This window comes from Pseudarthrobacter humi, assembly GCF_024294965.1.
In the GTDB taxonomy this organism is placed as follows: Bacteria; Actinomycetota; Actinomycetes; order Actinomycetales; family Micrococcaceae; genus Arthrobacter; species Arthrobacter humi.
On the sequence record NZ_JANCLV010000002.1, the window covers coordinates 430,035 to 447,860 of the forward strand.

At 65.5% G+C, this 17,826-nt stretch carries 11 protein-coding genes; 8 read left to right on the forward strand and 3 right to left on the reverse strand.

The window, feature by feature from the left end; genetic code table 11:
• The first annotated feature begins 79 nt into the window (after positions 1-79).
• The 4 genes from NFC73_RS04955 (at position 80) to NFC73_RS04970 (ending at position 8,106) form a co-directional block, all read left to right on the forward strand.
• Positions 80-2,218, forward strand: coding sequence for a putative bifunctional diguanylate cyclase/phosphodiesterase (locus tag NFC73_RS04955; RefSeq protein WP_254748099.1), 2,139 nt, complete (start codon positions 80-82; stop codon positions 2,216-2,218).
• Positions 2,219-2,276: 58 nt separating this feature from the next.
• Complete coding sequence (locus NFC73_RS04960; RefSeq protein ID WP_254748101.1) at positions 2,277-3,602, forward strand: MBL fold metallo-hydrolase; 1,326 nt, start codon at positions 2,277-2,279, stop codon at positions 3,600-3,602.
• A gap of 119 nt (positions 3,603-3,721) precedes the next feature.
• Positions 3,722-7,201: a PAS domain-containing hybrid sensor histidine kinase/response regulator gene (locus tag NFC73_RS04965; protein WP_254748103.1), complete on the forward strand. Its 3,480-nt coding sequence runs from the start codon at positions 3,722-3,724 to the stop codon at positions 7,199-7,201.
• Complete coding sequence (locus NFC73_RS04970; protein ID WP_254748105.1) at positions 7,198-8,106, forward strand: GGDEF domain-containing protein; 909 nt, start codon at positions 7,198-7,200, stop codon at positions 8,104-8,106. Before NFC73_RS04965 ends, NFC73_RS04970 begins: the two co-directional genes overlap by 4 nt.
• A 30-nt stretch (positions 8,107-8,136) precedes the next feature.
• On the opposite strand, the gene NFC73_RS04975 is transcribed toward NFC73_RS04970, so the two are convergent.
• Complete coding sequence (locus NFC73_RS04975; protein WP_254748107.1) at positions 8,137-8,562, reverse strand: Sec-independent protein translocase family protein; 426 nt, start codon at positions 8,560-8,562, stop codon at positions 8,137-8,139.
• A gap of 246 nt (positions 8,563-8,808) precedes the next feature.
• Between NFC73_RS04975 and NFC73_RS04980 the strand changes: the two genes are divergently transcribed.
• Positions 8,809-9,360, forward strand: a complete 552-nt coding sequence (locus NFC73_RS04980) for a dihydrofolate reductase family protein (RefSeq protein WP_254748109.1) — start codon at positions 8,809-8,811, stop codon at positions 9,358-9,360.
• Positions 9,361-9,376: 16 nt separating this feature from the next.
• Here the strand turns inward: NFC73_RS04980 and NFC73_RS04985 are convergent, their stop codons facing one another.
• Positions 9,377-12,346 carry an AfsR/SARP family transcriptional regulator gene (locus NFC73_RS04985; protein WP_254748111.1) on the reverse strand — a complete coding sequence of 990 codons (2,970 nt, stop codon included), beginning with the start codon at positions 12,344-12,346 and terminating at the stop codon, positions 9,377-9,379.
• Positions 12,347-13,031: 685 nt separating this feature from the next.
• On the opposite strand from NFC73_RS04985, the gene NFC73_RS04990 reads away from it, so the two are divergent.
• Positions 13,032-13,838, forward strand: a complete 807-nt coding sequence (locus NFC73_RS04990; protein WP_254748113.1) for a fibronectin type III domain-containing protein — start codon at positions 13,032-13,034, stop codon at positions 13,836-13,838.
• Between the two features lie 389 nt (positions 13,839-14,227).
• Positions 14,228-15,211, forward strand: a complete 984-nt coding sequence (locus NFC73_RS04995; protein ID WP_254748115.1) for a calcium-binding protein — start codon at positions 14,228-14,230, stop codon at positions 15,209-15,211.
• A 208-nt stretch (positions 15,212-15,419) separates the two neighbouring features.
• Here NFC73_RS04995 and NFC73_RS05000 read toward each other — a convergent pair whose 3' ends face one another.
• On the reverse strand, positions 15,420-16,832 hold the full coding sequence (locus tag NFC73_RS05000; RefSeq protein ID WP_254748118.1) for an aminotransferase-like domain-containing protein: 1,413 nt from the start codon (positions 16,830-16,832) through the stop codon (positions 15,420-15,422).
• On the opposite strand from NFC73_RS05000, the gene NFC73_RS05005 reads away from it, so the two are divergent.
• The gene (locus NFC73_RS05005) at positions 16,831-17,823 is read left to right on the forward strand and encodes a DMT family transporter (protein WP_254748120.1); all 993 of its coding nucleotides are present in this window, start codon (positions 16,831-16,833) and stop codon (positions 17,821-17,823) included. The two genes, NFC73_RS05000 and NFC73_RS05005, sit on opposite strands and share 2 nt — an antisense overlap.
• Positions 17,824-17,826 lie beyond the last annotated feature (3 nt).

Consider the following 17,826-nt stretch of genomic DNA (forward strand, 5'->3'; position numbering starts at 1 on the left):
CAAACGCCGCACAAAAGAAACGCGTTTTCGTACCAGGATCACAACCTGCACTTTATGATGTGCGTGGGGGTGGTAGCGCATGGGGCGTTCCAAGCGGCAGGACAAGGATGTGGGCGCGTCGAATTTCGGTGTGCTGCTTGATGCCAGCCCGGACGCGCTGATGGCGGTCAACGCGGACGGCACCATCAAAATGGCCAACGCGGCAGCCAGCAAGCTGTTCGGCTACACACGCGCTGAGCTGATCGGCAGCGACCACTGGCTGCTCCTGTCGGAGGGGTTCCGGAGCGAAACGCGGCTGCTTCAGGAGCACCTGCAGGCGCAGCCCGGTAAACCGCTGCCGCCGCGTGAAGTGTACGGACTGCACCGGGACGGCACAGAGTTCTCCGCCGAGGTGGCAGGCTCACTGCTGGACGACGGCGGCTCGCAGGTTTTGCTGGTTTCGGTCCGGAGCACGGAACACCGCAAGGGAGCTGACGCTGACCTCCTCGAGGCCATGTCACTGCTGACGGCCACCCTCGAATCCACCGCGGACGGCATCCTGGTGATCAGCTCCGACGGCAGTGTTGCCGGGTTCAATGACCAGTTCCTGAAGATGTGGGGCATCCCGCCGGAACTCCTGGACAGTGACACCGAAGTGCCCATCATGCGGCTGATCGTTTCCCAGGTCGCCCACCCGGAGGCCTTCACGGCAAGAATCGCTGAGGTTGTGGCTAACCCGGCGGCAGAAAGCCACGACGTGCTGGACTTCAAGGATGGCAGGACCTTTGAAAGGTACTCGCGGCCCCAACGGGTTGGTGAGAGGATCGCGGGCAGGGTGTGGAGCTTCCGGGATGTCACTCCGCGCAGGCAGGCGCAGGAGCAGGCCGAGCAGGCACTGACTGATTTGGCCGCGCAGGCGGAACTGCTGAGAGCACTTGCGTTCCAGGATCCGCTGACCGGGCTGGCCAACCGGGCGGTGTTCAACCAGGCCCTCACTGCGGCGCTCAAAGAACCACGCCTGAAGACAGTGGACGTCCTGCTCATCGACCTGGACAATTTCAAGGAAATCAACGACATCCTCGGCCACCAGGCCGGCGATGACATGCTGCTGGAGGTGGCACACCGGCTCCGCGGCTGTGTCCCCACCGCGGATGTGGTGGCCCGGCTCGGGGGCGACGAGTTTGTGGTGCTGCTGACGGCCTGCCCCGACGCCGACGCTATCGCCGAGTGCATTGTGCGGTGCCTGCACGTGCCGTTCTCGATCGAAGGCAGCGTGCTGCGTCCCAGCGTGAGCTTGGGGCTGGCTTCGATTGGCCGGGATGCCCGGGGCGCTTCTCAAGTGCTGCGTGAGGCGGACATCGCCATGTATGCGGCCAAGGCGGCGGGAAAGAACCGCTTCCTGCGGTTCCACCAGGATATGATGACGGCCCTGGTCCAGCGGACCGATCTGGAAGCAGGCCTACAGCTGGCCATTGCCCGGGGTGAGATTTCTGTGGAGTTCCAGCCGATCGTGTCGCCGCGCATGGGCAGGGTGGTCAAGTTTGAAGCGCTGGCACGTTGGGACCGCGAGGACCAGCGTGTCCCTCCCGCGATATTCATTCCTTTGGCCGAACGCAGCGGCCTCATCAACGAAGTCGGCAACGAGGTGATGGCGCAAAGCCTGAAGCAGCTGGCGTCATGGTTGCGCGAGGATCCGTCGCGGTCGCTGTCCATGAACGCCTCGGGGGTCCAGCTGCAGGAACTCGACTTTGCCGAGAAAGTCCTGGACCTTTCGGAATCGTGCGGCGTGGGCGTTTACCAGCTGGTTTTCGAGGTGACCGAGAGCGTGTTCTTCGACGCCGACTGCAACGTGATCGAACAGCTCAGCCGGTTGCGGGAGGCCGGTGCCCGGGTGGCGCTCGACGATTTCGGTACGGGCTACTCCTCGCTGGGACGGCTGCAGGACCTGCCAGTGGACATCGTCAAAATCGACAAGACGTTTGTCTCCATGGTTCGCACCGGCACGGAACGCCTGCCCATCCTGAGCTCCATGATCAATATGGCGCACAGCCTGGGACTGACCGTCACAGCCGAAGGCATCGAAACCGACGAGCAGGCGAATTACCTCATCGCACTCGAATGCGATTCGCTGCAGGGCTACCTGTTCTCGCACCCGGAACCGGCCGACCGCTTCGAGCACGCGCTGAAGAACGCCGGACATGCTCTCCATGCGTTGGCGGGCCGTTCCGACCCAGGCTAAGCACTTTTGCCAAAGGGGAATCCGGGCACGCGTCCGGCAAGGCGAGGACAATGAACCTATGGACGTTGTTGTCATCGAAACGCGGCCGCTCGGGGACCGCAGCTACCTGGTCCACGACGGCGAGGTGGCCCTGGTCATCGATCCGCAGCGGGACACGGACCGGATGGAAGCCGCGGCCGCGGAAGCGGACGTCCGGATCACCCACGTTGCCGAAACCCACCTGCACAACGACTACCTCACCGGCGGACTCATCCTGGCCCGCGCGCACGGTGCCGAGTACCTCATCAGCGCCAACGACGACGTCGGGTTCGAACACACGCCAATAGCCGACGGCGGCACGGTCCAGGTGGGCCGGCTCACCGTACAGGCCGTGGCCACGCCCGGCCACACCCACCACCATCTCAGCTACGTGGTCAGCGACGGCGAGCAGCAGGCGGTGTTCTCGGGCGGCAGCCTGCTCTACGGGTCGGTGGGCAGGACCGACCTGGTCAGTGACGCAGACACGGAGGACCTCACCCACGCCCAGTACTCCTCGGTCCGCCGCCTGGCCGCCGAGGCCCGGCCGGCAGCAGCCCTGTACCCCACGCACGGGTTCGGCTCGTTCTGTTCGTCCGGGCCGGCGTCGAGCGTCCGATCGTCCACCATCGCCGAACAGCAGGAAACCAACCACGCGTTTACGGACGCCGATGAGGACCACTTTGTGCGGGAGCTGATCAACAACCTGACCGCCTACCCGTCCTACTACGCGCACATGGCCCCGGCGAACCGGCAGGGCCCGGGGCCGGCGGAGCTCGCTGTGCCGGAATCCGTGGATCCGGTGGAACTCAGCCGCCGGCTCGCGGAGGGCGAATGGGTGGTGGACCTGCGCCACCGGGTGGCGTTCGCCAGCAGCCACCTGCAGGGCTCAGTGAGTTTCGAGTATGGCCGCGGCTCCAGCTTCACCGCCTACCTGGGCTGGGTCCTGCCCTGGAACCAAAAAATGACGCTGGTGGGATCAGAGGAGGACGTCGAAAAGGCCATCCGGGACCTGTCCCGGATCGGCATCGACTCCCCCGACGCCGCCCTCGGAACGGAACCGTCGGCACTCGCGCCGGGCACCGCCGTCGTGCATTATCCGCGGGTGGACTGGGCCGAAATGCTGCACGGGCGGGGCGCCGGAGACGTGGTGCTCGATGTCCGCCGGACTGATGAGTACGACGCCGGCCACCTCGCCGGGGCGGTGAACATCCCGCTGCATGAGCTGCTGGCGCGGATGGCCGAGATTCCGGCGGGCACGGTGTGGGTGCACTGCGCCACCGGATACCGCTCCGGGGTGGCGGCCAGCCTGCTGCAGCGCGCGGGCCGGCAAGTAGTACATGTGGACGCGAGGTACGGTCCTTCTTGAGACGTGAGGGATATCATAGGGTTGCGTCTCCGCCCAGGTCTCGGGCGGGCCCGGGTCTCAGCTTTTACGGGTGACGGGCGCACCTATGGGGAGGGATCCGAGTGTCTCAGACAGGTCTCTTGGAGCATCGTCCCGCCACCAGCAGGAGCACGGCCAGGCTAGGTTGGCTGATCGCGCTTGGTGCTGGGCTGCTGGGCGTTCTTGGAGTGTATTTTGCCGCCAACAGCGGCACGCCCGCGGCCCTGGTGGCGGGTGACTTCGCGATACTCGGGGCGGCCGTGCTGGCAGGTCGCAGCTGCGCCCACGCCGCGTGGCACGGCGGGGTGAACGCCCGGGCCTGGGCCCTGATGTCGGTGGCCGCGTACGTCTGGGCAGCCGGCCAGGCCGTGTGGACGTACTTCGGCCTCGCCAACAACCACGTCTACCCGTTCCCCTCCCTCGCCGATGCCCTGTTCCTTGCGTATTCGGTGCCGGCCGCTGTTGCACTTTTCAGCTTCAAGCGCCCCGGCGGCACCACCCGCGTGGGGCTGGCCCGGACGGTGCTTGACGCCGCGGTCATCGCCGGCTCAGTCCTGGTGGTCAGCTGGTACACGGCGCTGGGCCCGGCCTTCAGCGCGGAAGGCGACCTCCTGACCCACCTCACCACCATTGCCTACCCCGTCGTGGACGTGGTCATCATGTCCCTGGTGCTGGTCCTCGGGATGCGCCGGCAGTCCGGCGAGCGGCTGCCGTGGCTGTGTTTCGGCGGCGGCCTGCTGTTGCTCACCATCACGGACAGCACCTATGTGAGGCTGACGTTCGACGGCGTCACGGGCGTCACGGGATCGCCCCTCGCCTTGGGCTGGATCGGCGCCTTCCTCCTGATTGCGCTGGCACCGCTGCTCCCCTACGCGGAAAACCCGCGGCCGGACCGCAGGGCGTTTGCGCTGGCCCTGGAGATGCTGCCGTACGTACCTATCCTGGTGGCCGTCATGATGATCGCCCAGCCCCACGTCAGCGAGATGAGCGCCTTCCTGTTGACGGTGGCCAGAACAACCGTGGCCTGCATCCTGGTCCGCCAGGTCCTGATCATCATCGAGAACCTCACCCTGACCACCGGGCTGGAGCAGGAAGTCGCGGCCAGGACGGCTGAGCTGGAGGGTCTGGGCGCCATTGTGAGCTCCTCCACGGACGCCATCCTGAGCACCACACCCGACGGCATGATCACCAGCTGGAACCCTGGAGCGCAGCATCAGTACGGCTACACGGCCGAGGAAGCGATCGGCCGCGACGCGCGTTTCCTCCTGCCGCCGGGCAGCACTGACGGCGCCGAAGACGAGGTGTTTGGGCAGCTTCGCGACAGCGGCGAGGCCATGAGCTTCGAAATCGAACACCAGCGTAAAGACGGCGCAATCATCCCCGTGTCCGTGACCATTTCCCCCATCCGTGACGGAGAAACTGTCCGCGGGATCGCCGTCATCGCCAGGGACATTACCCTGCGCCGTGCCGCCGAGCAGGAGCTGAAGGCGGCACGGGAAGCGGCCTTGGAATCGAGCAGGCTCAAGTCCGAGTTCCTGGCCACCATGAGCCACGAAATCCGCACGCCCATGAACGGCGTGGTGGGGCTGACAGCGCTGCTGCTGGAGACGCCGCTGGACCAGACACAGAAACAGTACGCCCAGGGGGTCAAAGGCGCCGGCGAGGCGCTGCTATCCCTCATCAACGACATCCTGGACTTCTCCAAACTGGAAGCCGGCAAGGTTGACCTCGACATCCGCGCCTTCGATCCCCGCGCCCTCGTGGAGGAAGTGGCGGGCCTGCTGACCGAGCCCGCGCAGGCCAAGAACCTGGAGCTGATCGCCTACTGCGAACCGGACGTTCCGGCCAGGCTGCACGGTGATTCCGGCCGGATCCGCCAGATCCTGCTGAACCTGGCCTCCAACGCCGTGAAGTTCACAGCCGCCGGGGAGGTGTCCATCCGCGTGACTACGGAGACGCCGGATGCGAAGCCCGGGGCCACCGCCATGGTCTCCTTCGAGGTCCGCGATACCGGCATCGGGATCGACCCTTTGCACCACGCGCGCCTGTTCGAATCCTTCTCGCAGGCGGACGCTTCCACCACCCGGCGCTACGGCGGCACCGGCCTGGGCCTGGCCATCTGCAGCCGGCTCACCGAGGCCATGGACGGCGAGATCGGCCTGGACAGCGCTCCGGGCGAGGGCAGCACGTTCTGGTTCCGCATCCCCGTGCCCGTGGCGCCGCCGTCCACGGATCCCGCGCCGACCGCCGGTTTCCTCACCGGGCTGCGCGTCCTGGTGGTGGACGACAACGCCACCAACCGCCTGGTGCTGGAATCCCAGCTGCGCGGCTGGAAGCTGCAGCCGGAGGCCGTGCCGGATGCCCGCGCCGCGCTGGCCCGCGCCCACGAAGCCGCAGCGGCCGGCGTGCCTTTCCACCTGGCCGTACTGGACCTCTGCATGCCGGATACCGATGGCCTGGAACTGGCCCGCGAACTCCAGGCCGACGCCGCGCTGGCGGACATCGAGCTGATCATGCTCACCTCCACCATGCAGGTCAACGCGGCAGAGATCGCCGACGCCGGAGTCCGCGAATGGCTGATGAAACCGGTCCGCAGCTCCGAGTTCTACAACCGCCTGATCCGGCTGATGTCCACGAGCGAACACCATGCCCTGGGGCCGTCCGCATCCGGCTGGCCTTCCGACGCCGACCTGACGGCTGAGTTGTCGTCTGAGGCGTCCGAGTCGTCCGTCGGCTCCTCCGCTGGGCTGCCCGTTCGGGGGAGGCCGCTTGAGCCATCGCGTGGCCGCATCCTGGTGGTGGAGGACAACGAGGTGAACCAGCTCGTGGCCTGCGCCACGGTAACCAAGTTCGGCTACGCGGTCGACGTCGTTGCCGATGGAGCAGAGGCCGTGGCCGCCACCGCCAGCACCCGGTACGCCGCCGTCCTGATGGACTGCCACATGCCGGTGATGGACGGATTCGAGGCCACGCGCGTTATCCGGCGTCGCGAGGCCAGCCATCTTCCCATCATTGCGATGACCGCCGGTGCCCTTGACGGGGACCGGGAACGCTGCCTCGCCGCCGGCATGGACGATTACCTCTCCAAGCCGGTGGACGCCGCCGAGCTTGAAGCCGCCCTGGCCCGCTGGGTCCCCGAGGAGGCGGGCCCCTCTTCGCCGGAACGGCCGGACTCTTCGCAGGTGGACGACGCTCCCCAGCTGCTGGCCGTCACCGGCGGAGGTGCACCGGCGCTGGATGCGGACCGGCTCGCCATGCTGCGCGGCCTCGGCCCGGAGGACGGCCTGGGCTTGCTGCCCGCAACGACGGAAGCGTTCCGGAACGACGTTCCCGCACGTCTCGCAGCGTTGCGCGAAGCGGTGACCGACGGCGGCGGGCCGGACCTGGCGCAGACGGCGCACGCCCTGAAGGGTGCGGCGGCCAACATCGGCGCCACCGCCGTCGCAAGCCTGTGCGGCGAGCTGGAGGCGATGGGACGCAGCGGAAGGCTCGACGGCGGCCCGCAGCTGGTCAGCCGGCTGGAAGCTGAGCTTGTGAGGGTGGACTTTGAACTCAACGTGGCGCTGGAGGTGGCACAGTGAAAGTCCTGGTGGCGGATGACGATCCGGGCTCGCTCCTGGTGGCCCGCGCCGCCGTCGAACGCTACGGGCATGACTGCCTGACGGCGGCGGACGGTGACGAGGCCTGGGCCCTGTACCTGGAACACCAACCCGACGTGGTGGTCACGGACTGGATGATGCCCGGGATGGACGGGCTGGCGCTGTGCCGGGCCATCCGGGCGCGCGAGGCGGACCTCTACACGTACATCGTGATGCTGACGTCGCAGGGCTCGCGGGACGATGTGCTCGCCGGGCTCGCAGCCGGGGCGGACGACTACGTCACCAAGCCGTTGGACCCGTTTGTCCTGCATGCGCGGCTGCTGGTGGCGCTGCGGGTTACCACGTTGCACGCGGACCTGGCCCATTACCGGAAGGTGCTCTCGCAGCAGGCGCGGACCGATCCGCTCACCGGCCTCCACAACCGGCTCAAACTCTCCGAGGACCTTGAGCAGCTGCATGCGCGCAGCCAGCGGTACACGGAGGGGTATTGCGTGGCCATGTGCGATGTGGACCATTTCAAGAGCTACAACGACATCTACGGGCACCAGGCGGGCGATCTCGCGCTGCGGGCCGTGGCGGAGGCGCTGGTGGGCGCGGCGCGGAAGAGCGACGGCGTGTACCGGTACGGCGGCGAGGAATTCCTGCTGGTCCTGCCGAACCAGTCACAGGTGAGTGCCAAGGCCTTTATGGAGCGGGCGCTGGACACGGTGCGCGGGCTGCAGATTGTCCACTCAGGGGATCCGCTGGGGCAGCTGACGCTGAGCGCCGGGATTTCCGCGTTCACGGCCGAGCACCGGGCAGACGCCGACACCCTCCTGGGTGAAGCCGACGCCGCCCTCTACGCCGCGAAGGCGGCCGGCCGGAACCGAGTGGAGCTGGCGCTGTAGCGTTTAGCCTTGGCCTGTATTGGCCGGTGGCTACGCGGCTTTCTTGCGCTGCTTCGTCTGGGCCGGCTGCTTCTTGGCCGGCTGCTGCTGCACCGGATGGCGCTTGACGGGCTGCTGCTGGGTTACCGGGCGGTGCTGTGCAGGCTGTTTCGGTGCGGACTGCTTTGGGGCTTCTGGCTCGGCGGTTCCGTCCTGTTCCAGCTCAACCAACGCATACATGCGGTTGCGGCGCCAGCGGCGGACCAGATCCACACCGGCCAGGATGCCTGCCAGCGGCGTCAGGACAGCTGCGGCGTAGACGAACAGCATCCACGTCAGGGTGGCCATGGGGGGCTGGTTGTTGTTCAGCAGGGAGAGCCCGCCGAACATGGCGATGATCCAGAAAAGCGACACCGCCGTCAGCACCGCGGCCGCGGGGAAGTACTGGTTGCGTACGATCTTCTTCAGGGTTTCCATGCATTTTCCTCCTGCCTGGCCGGGGTGCGGTGAGAGGCCGCATGAACACCAGTATGCGGCTGCAGGTCCGCGGATTCGCGCAACACGCAGGCGGTGGTGACGAACCTAACTCCCGTCCGGTTGAGACCACTGATCGAGCCCGTCGGGATCCAGGTTTTCGAGAGCCTCAACCACCGGCCGGGGCTTCCCCGCTGCGGGCACAACCAATACCGTGGAAGCCAACTGCCCCTGCCCTTGGAGGACCTCATGCGCAAAGTTACGTCCGGCCTGTTCCACTCCGTTGACGGTGTGGTCACAGACCCGTATCTCTGGCAATTCGACAGCTTCGACGACGACCTCGGCAAGGCCCTGACCCGCATGATGGAAAGCGTGGACACCGTGGTGCTTGGCCGGGTGAGCTACCAGGAATGGGCTGGGTACTGGCCCACAGCGTCGGTGGACGAGGACTTCGCCGGCTTCATCAACCCGGTGGAGAAGTTCGTGGCCTCCCGGACGCTGACGGACCCGCTCGAGTGGCAGAACTCCCATCTGATCGAGGGCCCGCTGGAGGAATTCGTGGCGGGCCTCAAAGAGCGCGACGGCGGCGAGATCGCCGTCACCGGCAGCATTTCCGTGGTGCGCCAACTGCTGTTCGCCGGGCTGCTGGATGAGTTGACCCTGATCACGCACCCCGTGGTGGCCGGCAGCGGCAGGAAGCTGTTCCAGGACGGCGACCCCGTGACGCGGCTGGCCCTGAAGGACCAGTACCGGACCACGAAGGGCAACGTCGTCACCACCTACGGGCTGCTGGGCGAATAACGTGCAAACGCGGCGGTCACCACGGCGCCGCATTCAGGGCACTTTTTGTAGATTGCTCAGCGGGTAAATGAAAGCGCAAGTCGGCGGCGGGTTCCTGCTGGCTACTCTCCTTTTTACCCTGAAGCACCTCGAGGAGCACCTGGGTGAGTGTCAGCGCCTGTCCACCGGCCCAGGCCAGGCCGAAGCGGATCGGGCCGGCTTCGGTGCGCGCCTTGGTAATGACCGATTCGACGCGGTGCTGTTCTGCCGGGTAGAGCGGCATGCCCCGGTCGGTGCGGTAGGAGTCGGCGGCCGAAAGCACGCGAATGGCAAGCTCGACCCGGTGCTCCGCTGCGTAGACTCCGGCGAGTGACTCAAGGAAAGCCACCACGTGGCCCTGTGCGCCGAGCTTCAGCGCCGCGCCGAGTGCCTCGTACAGCAGCTGTTCTGCCGTGTCGTGGTCGCCGGCCAGCTCTGTGCATTCGGCCAAGTTGACCAGCGCGATGCCGAGAAGCCAGCGGTCGCCGAGCGGTCGTGCACGTTCGACGCATTCGCGGCACAGTTCAAGGGCTCGGACCTGGTCGCCGGCGTAGAAGGCTGAAAGGCCAAGAACAATCAGAGCGGCGACGCGCGTGCGGCGGCTGGATTGCGGCAGCGATAATGCTTCTGCAGCCAGTCGCTGAGCGCTGACCGGGTCGTCTCGCTCAGCCGCCTGCGTCGCCAGGCACATGGTGGTCCAGGCAACGCCCTGATCGTTGCCTGCTGCCTGGAACGCCTGAAGCGCCCTGTGATGAAAGTCGGACGCCTCGTCATTGCGGCCGAGAATCCAGCACAGTGTGGCCGTTCCACTGAGGGCGGGAGCTTTCAGCGCCGGTGGAGCGTTCGGCGTGACGGAAACCAGTTTGAGGGCGATCTCGCACTGTTCGGCCGCGTCCCCTGTGAGCTCCCAGTAATGCCAAAGATGGCCCACCAGCCGCAGCGCGAGGTCAGTAGAGCCACCCGGTCCGATGGCCCAGAGCAGGGCACCGCGCATATCCGGTGCATCAGCATTCAGCATCCGGAAGGCGTCCACTTGACCCTGCGTCCACAGGTGAGGGCTGACAGCCTCGGCAAGACTGAGGTAGAACTCGGCATGCTGTCGCCGCACCGTTGCCGCCTCGCCACGGGACGCCAGCCGGTCCCGCGCAAACTCGCGGATCGAATGGAGCATCGAAACCCTGCTTTGTCCCGCGGGATCGGTATAGCGACGCAGCAGGCTGTGGCGGGCTAGCGAGATGAGCAGGTCTTCAGGCATCGTTTCCGTGCCCGGAGGCTGACCACAGATGCTGTTGACTGCCGCCATAGTCGGATCAGCAGCGAAGACGCCGAGCTGATCGAACAGCCGCCTCTCAGCTTCACCCAGCAGTTGGTGGCTCCACGCGATCGTGGCCGTGACGGTTCGCTGGCGGTCTGGAAGGTCACGGAAGGCTGCCGGCAGCGCGGCAAGGCTTACCTCCAAGTCATCCAGGAGCTCGGTCTCGCTGTGATCCCGCAACTGGGCGGCCGCCAGTTCGATGGCCAGCGGAAGGCCGTCCAGGCGGTGGCACAGACGGGTCAGAACCGCTGCGTTGCCGTGGTCGAGATCGAAATGCGGACGGACTGCCCTGCCACGGGCAAGGAGAAGTTTCACCGACGGCACCTCCTTCAGCACGGGCGGCAGCAGGGGCATCTCGAGCGGTGGCAGGGCCAGTGGCGCGAGCTCATATTCATACTCCGCCCGCAGCCCCAGGCGTCTCCGGCTGGTGGTCAGGATCAGGAGGTCGGGGGCCGCGGTGAGCATATCCAGCACCACCGGCCAGGCCTCCTCCAGATGCTCGAAGTTGTCCAGGACCAGCAGCACCCGGCGGGTACGCAGGAAGCGGGACGCGACCTTCAGCGGATCTTCACCGCCCCAGTCCTCCAGGCCAAGAGCCGCGGCGATGGCGCCTGGAACTTGCTGCACCTGAGTGAGCGGGGCCAGATTAACCCAGCCCACGCCGTCGGCCATCCGCTCACCGAGCCGGACGGCGGCCGCCAACGCGAGGCGCGTTTTACCCGTGCCGCCCGGACCCGTGACGGTCAGCAGCCGGCAGCCCTCAGAGCGGTACAGGGAGCATACCTCCCCCAGCTCTGCTTCCCGGCCAACCATCGGCGTCAGTTCGGCCGGCAGGTTGTCCAGCCGTTGCCTGATCCTCCGGTGCCCGTCGACGGCGGGAGCAGCGAGCGACCCATCCTGCCGCAGCACCATCGTTTCCAGTTCCTGCAGGCGCGTACCAGGCTCAATACCCAGTTCCTCGACGAAGATGCTCCGCGCTTCTCTGCACGCAGCCAAGGCATCCGCTTGCCGGTCCGAACGGTACAAGGCGAGCACGAGCGAAGCCCACAACCGTTCCCGGTACGCATGCCGGGACACCAGCCGCTGCAGCTCCCCCACCAAAGTGCCGTGCCGGCCCATGGCGAGCTCGACGTCAATGAGGTCCTGGTGCGCGTCCAGCCGGGCTTCCTCCAGTGCGTCCAGGTCCGGGCGCAGAAGCTCGACGTCAGCAAGGTCGGGAAAGGCAGCCCCTTTGAAGAGCTCAACAGCCTGGCGCAGAAGTTCGGTGCCTCCGGCCAGATCCCCTGCCTGCACAGCCAGTTCACCCGCGGTAACGTTTTCGCGGAACTGCAGCAGGTCGAGTTCGTCTTCGGCGGCTGTCAGCACGTAGCCGCCCGGCCGGCTGGCCAGCCGTTGGGCAGCAATCCCCCGAGACCGGTCCGGTTGGAGCAGACGTCGCAGGTTGGCGACGTACACCTGCAGCTGCGGGCCCGGCTGCGCGGGCGGGCGGCCGTCCCAGACGGCTTCAGCCAAAAAGTCAGTGGAGACCACCGAGTTTGCCCGCAGGGCCAGGCATTCCAGGACGATCCGCAGCTTCCTGCTGCCCACAATAACCGGCGCCCCGTCGGCAACAACTTCCAGCGGGCCCAGGGTCCTGATCCACAGTGCGCCCATCGCCACCCCTCACCGACCGGCCGCTGGCCCGGACCTGCCCGGTCCGGTACCGCGGAGCTCGTCGACCAGCGACCCCATAGCGCCCGCCCTGACATGGGATGTGATCTGGAAATTCCGGCCACATCAACCCCATCATCATGCTCCCGCGGGAGGCGGAGGGTCCAGTGTCCCGCGGCGATTAAGGACCGGTTAAGTCCAAAGGGCCACTCTGGGAAAACCAATCCGAAGCATCACAGCCCGCACTGACCGTAACGATCCACAGGAGATCCTGATCATGAAACGAATAGGAGCACTCAGCATCCATAACGGTCACGCAGGCGGTGGCGCCCGGGTAGAAGCGGCGGCAGGAGTGCTTTGCCCGGAAACCGGATGGTGGATCCCCGTGGGGAATCCTGCGGATCGGACGTACGTATGGAGGGGCCTGTCGATGCCTGATCGTGGTGGACGCCACGTTGACTGGCTTCTTGCATCAGCGAACCCCGGCGGACCGGAGGTAGCTGCCGAGTTGCACCCCACGCCTACTCACGATCTCTGCCCGACTTGGGTTCAGGGCATATGGCCGGACTGCTTGGATTGACAGCCGTTGACGCCGCCACTCGTGCAACCGGCCCATCGAGGTGATTGCTGATGACATAAGCCCTCCGTGACCTTGGAACACCCAGATATCAACCGAAGGAAACACATCATGATCCGCAAAATCTGGCATACCGACATCCAGACAAATCATCCCAAAGGAGTGAAAATGACCGCTATACGAATGTCAAAACAGAATTTCGAAAAAAAGCGATCCGGCACTTTCCATAAGACCGCAGGAGTAGTCTTGGGTTGCATTCTTGGATTGCTTGCGACTCCCGCTGCTGGCCATGCGACGCCATCCATTGGTGAGTCTGCGATGCAAACTGGACCCGCGGCACCGGCAAGTTTATCAGCCAACAGAATTTTTTCTAACGCTGACGAAATTTCCTGGGCCGATGCCTCGACAAATGAATCCTTCTTCACCGTGGAGTACCGGACTGCGTCCGGGAGAATATGGACACAATTCTCGAAGGTATACAGCACGTCCGTCGGGACGACGGGCAAGCGTTACACCGTGAACTACCGTGGTCTCCCTACTGGCAAGTACCTTTGCTACCGAGTTGCTGCAGTTAACGAAGCCGGGAAAACCTACTCTCCGGAAAGGTGCGCGGGATTCAGACCATCAGTCCCTAAAAACCTTCGACTCTCTATTAATTGGGTGGAGGCAGGAGTTACGTTCGAGCGTTCGGAATGGGAATTGAGGTACCGTTTATATTATCAAGTGAACGGCGCAGGCCAATGGTTTGTAAAAGTCGCTAATGCCCCCACTTACGCCTCCACGGATGCTTCTATTTTTGTGGACACAGGAAAGACTGACACGAATTACTGCTTCTACGTGATAGCAAGCAACGATTTCGGCAGCTCTTCTCCATCGAACACGGTGTGTGGCAATACCGGTCCATACGTGGAGCCGTAATTACGGGGCAATGCTCCTTCAGCCGCCGATCGGTGGACGGGAAAGACCAACATATCTGGAAGAACAAAATTGTCCCGGCCCCTGGCAACTACCACTGCTGGCGCGCTTAGTGCCCGCAAGCCTGCAAGGATCCGATCTTCGACAAGTGCACCGCGGGAGCCGCCCGCGCCAAGCACTGGATTCTTCCGCGATGGGCACGAATCCATCACCTCGTACCGGCCCTGCTAGGCCGGTACGAGCTTCAAATCACAAATTCACTCTGAACGGTGCCAGCGTGCGCCATTCAGCAAGACCACCACTTTCGAAAGGCCGCGACGCGGCCAGGTTTGCTGGAGCTTTTGGAAAGTTGCCCTTTTGGAGCGGTCATGAAAAGACATTTAGGAGCAGTCATGAAAACATCGGACACACCGCGCAACGACACGCTGGTGGGAATCACAGCCAAGGATCGGAAACAACCTGGCTACCAGAGAACCTCGGTCCATGTGATCGCAATTGCGACATTGATCACTGGATCCGCACTGGTCGGAACTGTTCCCGCACAGGCAGCGACAGCCACCTCGGTGGGAGTCTCCGGAGGTGTGCTGAATGTCAATGCAGCACCGGGAGCCGCCAACAGGATCACGATCAGCCAATCGGGCAGTTCGTTTGCCATTCGGGACGGAGGCGGACCCCTCAGCGCAGGCTCGGCCTGCACCGCCTACCCAATCTTCGGGCTGGTCATGTGCCCTTCCAGCGGCGTAACGAAAGTGTCCGTACGCCTCGGTGACAAGAACGACACCCTTACCGTGAATTTCAGCGGGCCGGTGGAGGCATTTGGCGATGACGGGAACGACGTCCTGGTCACCGGATCAGGCGATGACATCCTCGACGGGGGCCTGGGCGCCGACAAGATAAACGGCGGGGCCGGGAAGGACACGGTCGACTACCACATTCGAAACGCACCATTGTTGGTGCGCCTTGACGGTTCCGCTAGCAGCGGCGAGTCTGGTGAGCTTGACACGGTCGGCACCGACGTCGAGAACATTGAAGGAGGACATCTCGGGGACACGCTTATCGGGAATGATCAGGGCAACCGTATCCGCGGTTACGAAGGTAACGACGTCATCGAAGGTCAGGGGGGCAAAGACTCTCTCACCGGAGGCAACGACAATGATCGGGTCGATGGAGGCTCAGAAGACGACACACTGGCCGGAAGTAACGACAACGACATCGTCACGGGAGGTCCGGGAAACGATGTGATCAAAGGAAACAGCGGCAACGACATACTGAACGGCCAGGATGGCGTTGGGTATACCGACACCCTGGACGGCGGAAACCAAATAGATATGTGCGCTGCCGACTTCCTCGACACGAAGACAGCGTGCGAAAACTGACCGCTTCCGGATCGAAGAAGCCCGGCTTCTCAGCATTCACGTGATTGGAGTGCACAGGCGAGAACACCCCCGAGAAGAGGTAGAGCGCCCAAACGCAAGAGGCGGAGCAGCGGCCAGTGGGCGATGCTCCGCCTCTTGGACTTCCACGAACAGAGGCCACGCTGCCAGTTTTCCTATGCCCACGCCGGAGCGGAGCGCACCTCAGCAACTACGACCTGTTCCGTTCAATCGCCTGGCCGATAATCCGGGCCCCCTCGGGAAAGGCGCCCGGATTCGTCCCCGAGTAGTTGAGCCGGATGAACGGGCCTGCCGGTTCAGCCGGGAACCATTCGTTTCCCCCGGCGATGATCACCCCGGCGGCTTCACAGTCGCGGGTCAGCCGCTCCAGGTCCGTCCCGTCGGGCAGCCGCGCCCACAGGTTCAGGCCGCCCTTGGGCACCTGTTCGATGTGAGCCTGCGGGGCGTACTGGCGGAGGCTGGTGACCAGCAGGTCGCGGCGTGATTCGAGCTGGTGGCGGAGGCTGCGAAGGTGCGTCTGCCACCCGGGCTGCGTGACGACGTCGAGCGCTGCCGCCTGGAGCAGCCCGCTGACGTACATCGATTCGGCCGCCCGGTCCGCCAGGATGCGCTCCCGCGCCGGGCCGCGGGCGATGACCGCGGCGACGCGGATGGACGGTGACACGCTCTTGGTCAGCGAGCGCAGGTAGACCACGTGGCCGGAGTCGTCACGGGAGGCGACGGGCACGGGGTTGGAGGTGATGCCGAAATCGTGCGCCCAGTCGTCCTCCACAAGGAACGCCCCCTTCGCGCGGACCACGTCCAGGACCTGTTCACGCCGTTCGGCAGACCACTGCGCGCCCGTGGGGTTGGCGTAGTTGGGCTGCGCGTAGAACAGCCGCGCGCCGGACTCGTCAAAGGCGCGGGCGAGCTCCGCCGGGTCCGGTCCGTCCGGTCCGCTGGGCACCGGGACAATGCGCACGCCGGCCTGCGCTGCGGCCAGGATGGCGCCCCAGTAGGACGGCGATTCCATCAGCAGCGGATGTCCGCGGCCGGCGAGCGCGCTGAAGATGGAGCTCAGCCCGCTTTGGCTTCCGGGGAGTACGACGACGTCGCTCGGGTTCGGCGGGGTGGTCCCGGCCGGTGTGGAGGCACCGAGTTCGTGCGCGAACCACGACTGGAGTTCGGGCATTCCGGCTGCGGGCGGACGGAACAGGGCAGCGTCACCGCGGGCTGCCCTTGCTATAGCGGCCCGCACCAGCCGCTCGGGCAGGAGTTCGCGGTCCGGGTAGCCGGAGTGGAAGGAGATGGCATCGTTGGCCACGTTGCGCATGGTGCTGGACGCCGGGGGCGGCGGCGCCAGCGGGGAACGGAGGGCCGCCGTCTGCCAGCCGTAGTCGGAGGGACGGGCGCTCCGGACGGCGCGCACAAAGGTCCCGACGCCGGGCCGGCTCTCGATCAGTCCCTGTGCTGTGAGCGTCTGCAGGGCCTTCTGCACCGTGACGGGACTGGCCTGGTACTCGGCCACCAGCGAGCGCGTGGACGGCAGCTTGGCACCGGGCGCGGCCGAAGAAATCCATTTCTTCAAGTGCACCACAATCCGGGAACTGCTATCGTTATTCATGAGAGACAATAGTAGCGCTACTACACTTTTACCGCCAGTGATACCGTCCCGCCAGCCCACCGGACTCTGGTGGGGTCTCGCGGGAGTAGCGGCCTTCTCCTTCACGGTTCCTTTCACGAAGGTGGCCGTCGAGTCCCTGTCCCCGCTGTTTATCGGGTCGGGCCGTGCCGTGGTAGCCGCCATCCTCGCCACCTTCGCGCTCGCCCTCACCCGGCAGCGGTTCCCCCGCGGCACGCAGTGGGTCCGCCTCGCGGTGGTGGCCGGCGGCATCGTCGTCGGGTTTCCCCTGCTGACTTCCTTTGCGCTCACCACAACGCCGGCCAGTCACGGCGCCGTAGTGATCGCCCTGTTGCCCGCCGCGACGGCAGTGGCTGCAGTTCTTCGGGGACGCGAGCGTCCACGCCCGGCGTTCTGGCTCATCACCGGCGTGGGAGCGCTGGCGGCCATCGGCTTCGCCTCCCTGCAGTCCGGCGGATTTGGGCAGCTGCACTCGGCGGACTTGCTGCTCCTCGGCGCGGTGGTGGCTGCGGCCATCGGCTATGCGGAGGGTGGACTGCTGGCCCGCGAGCTCGGCGCCTGGCAGACCGTGTCCTGGGCGCTGGTGCTGGCGTCGCCGCTGATGGTGTTTTTGGTGGCGGTGTCCGTGGCGCAGCAGCCGCCGTCGGGCACACCGTTCCAGTGGCTGGCCTTTGCCTACCTCGGCGTGGTCAGCATGTTCCTCGGCTTCTTCGCCTGGTACCGCGGCCTGGCCATCGGCCCCATGAGCCAGGTCAGCCAGATCCAGCTTGTCCAGCCCGTGCTGAGCATCTGCTGGGCGGGCCTTCTGCTCGGCGAGTCGCTGACGTGGAGCACCATTGTCGGCGGCCTGGCCGTCATCCTCTGCGCGGGCGCCGCGGTCCGGGTCCGGCTGAAGCCGGCGCTACCTCAGCCCGCCGTCCTCCAGCCTGCCGAACCTCTCGCGACAAAGCACCTCGAACCTGCAAAGGATTAGTCC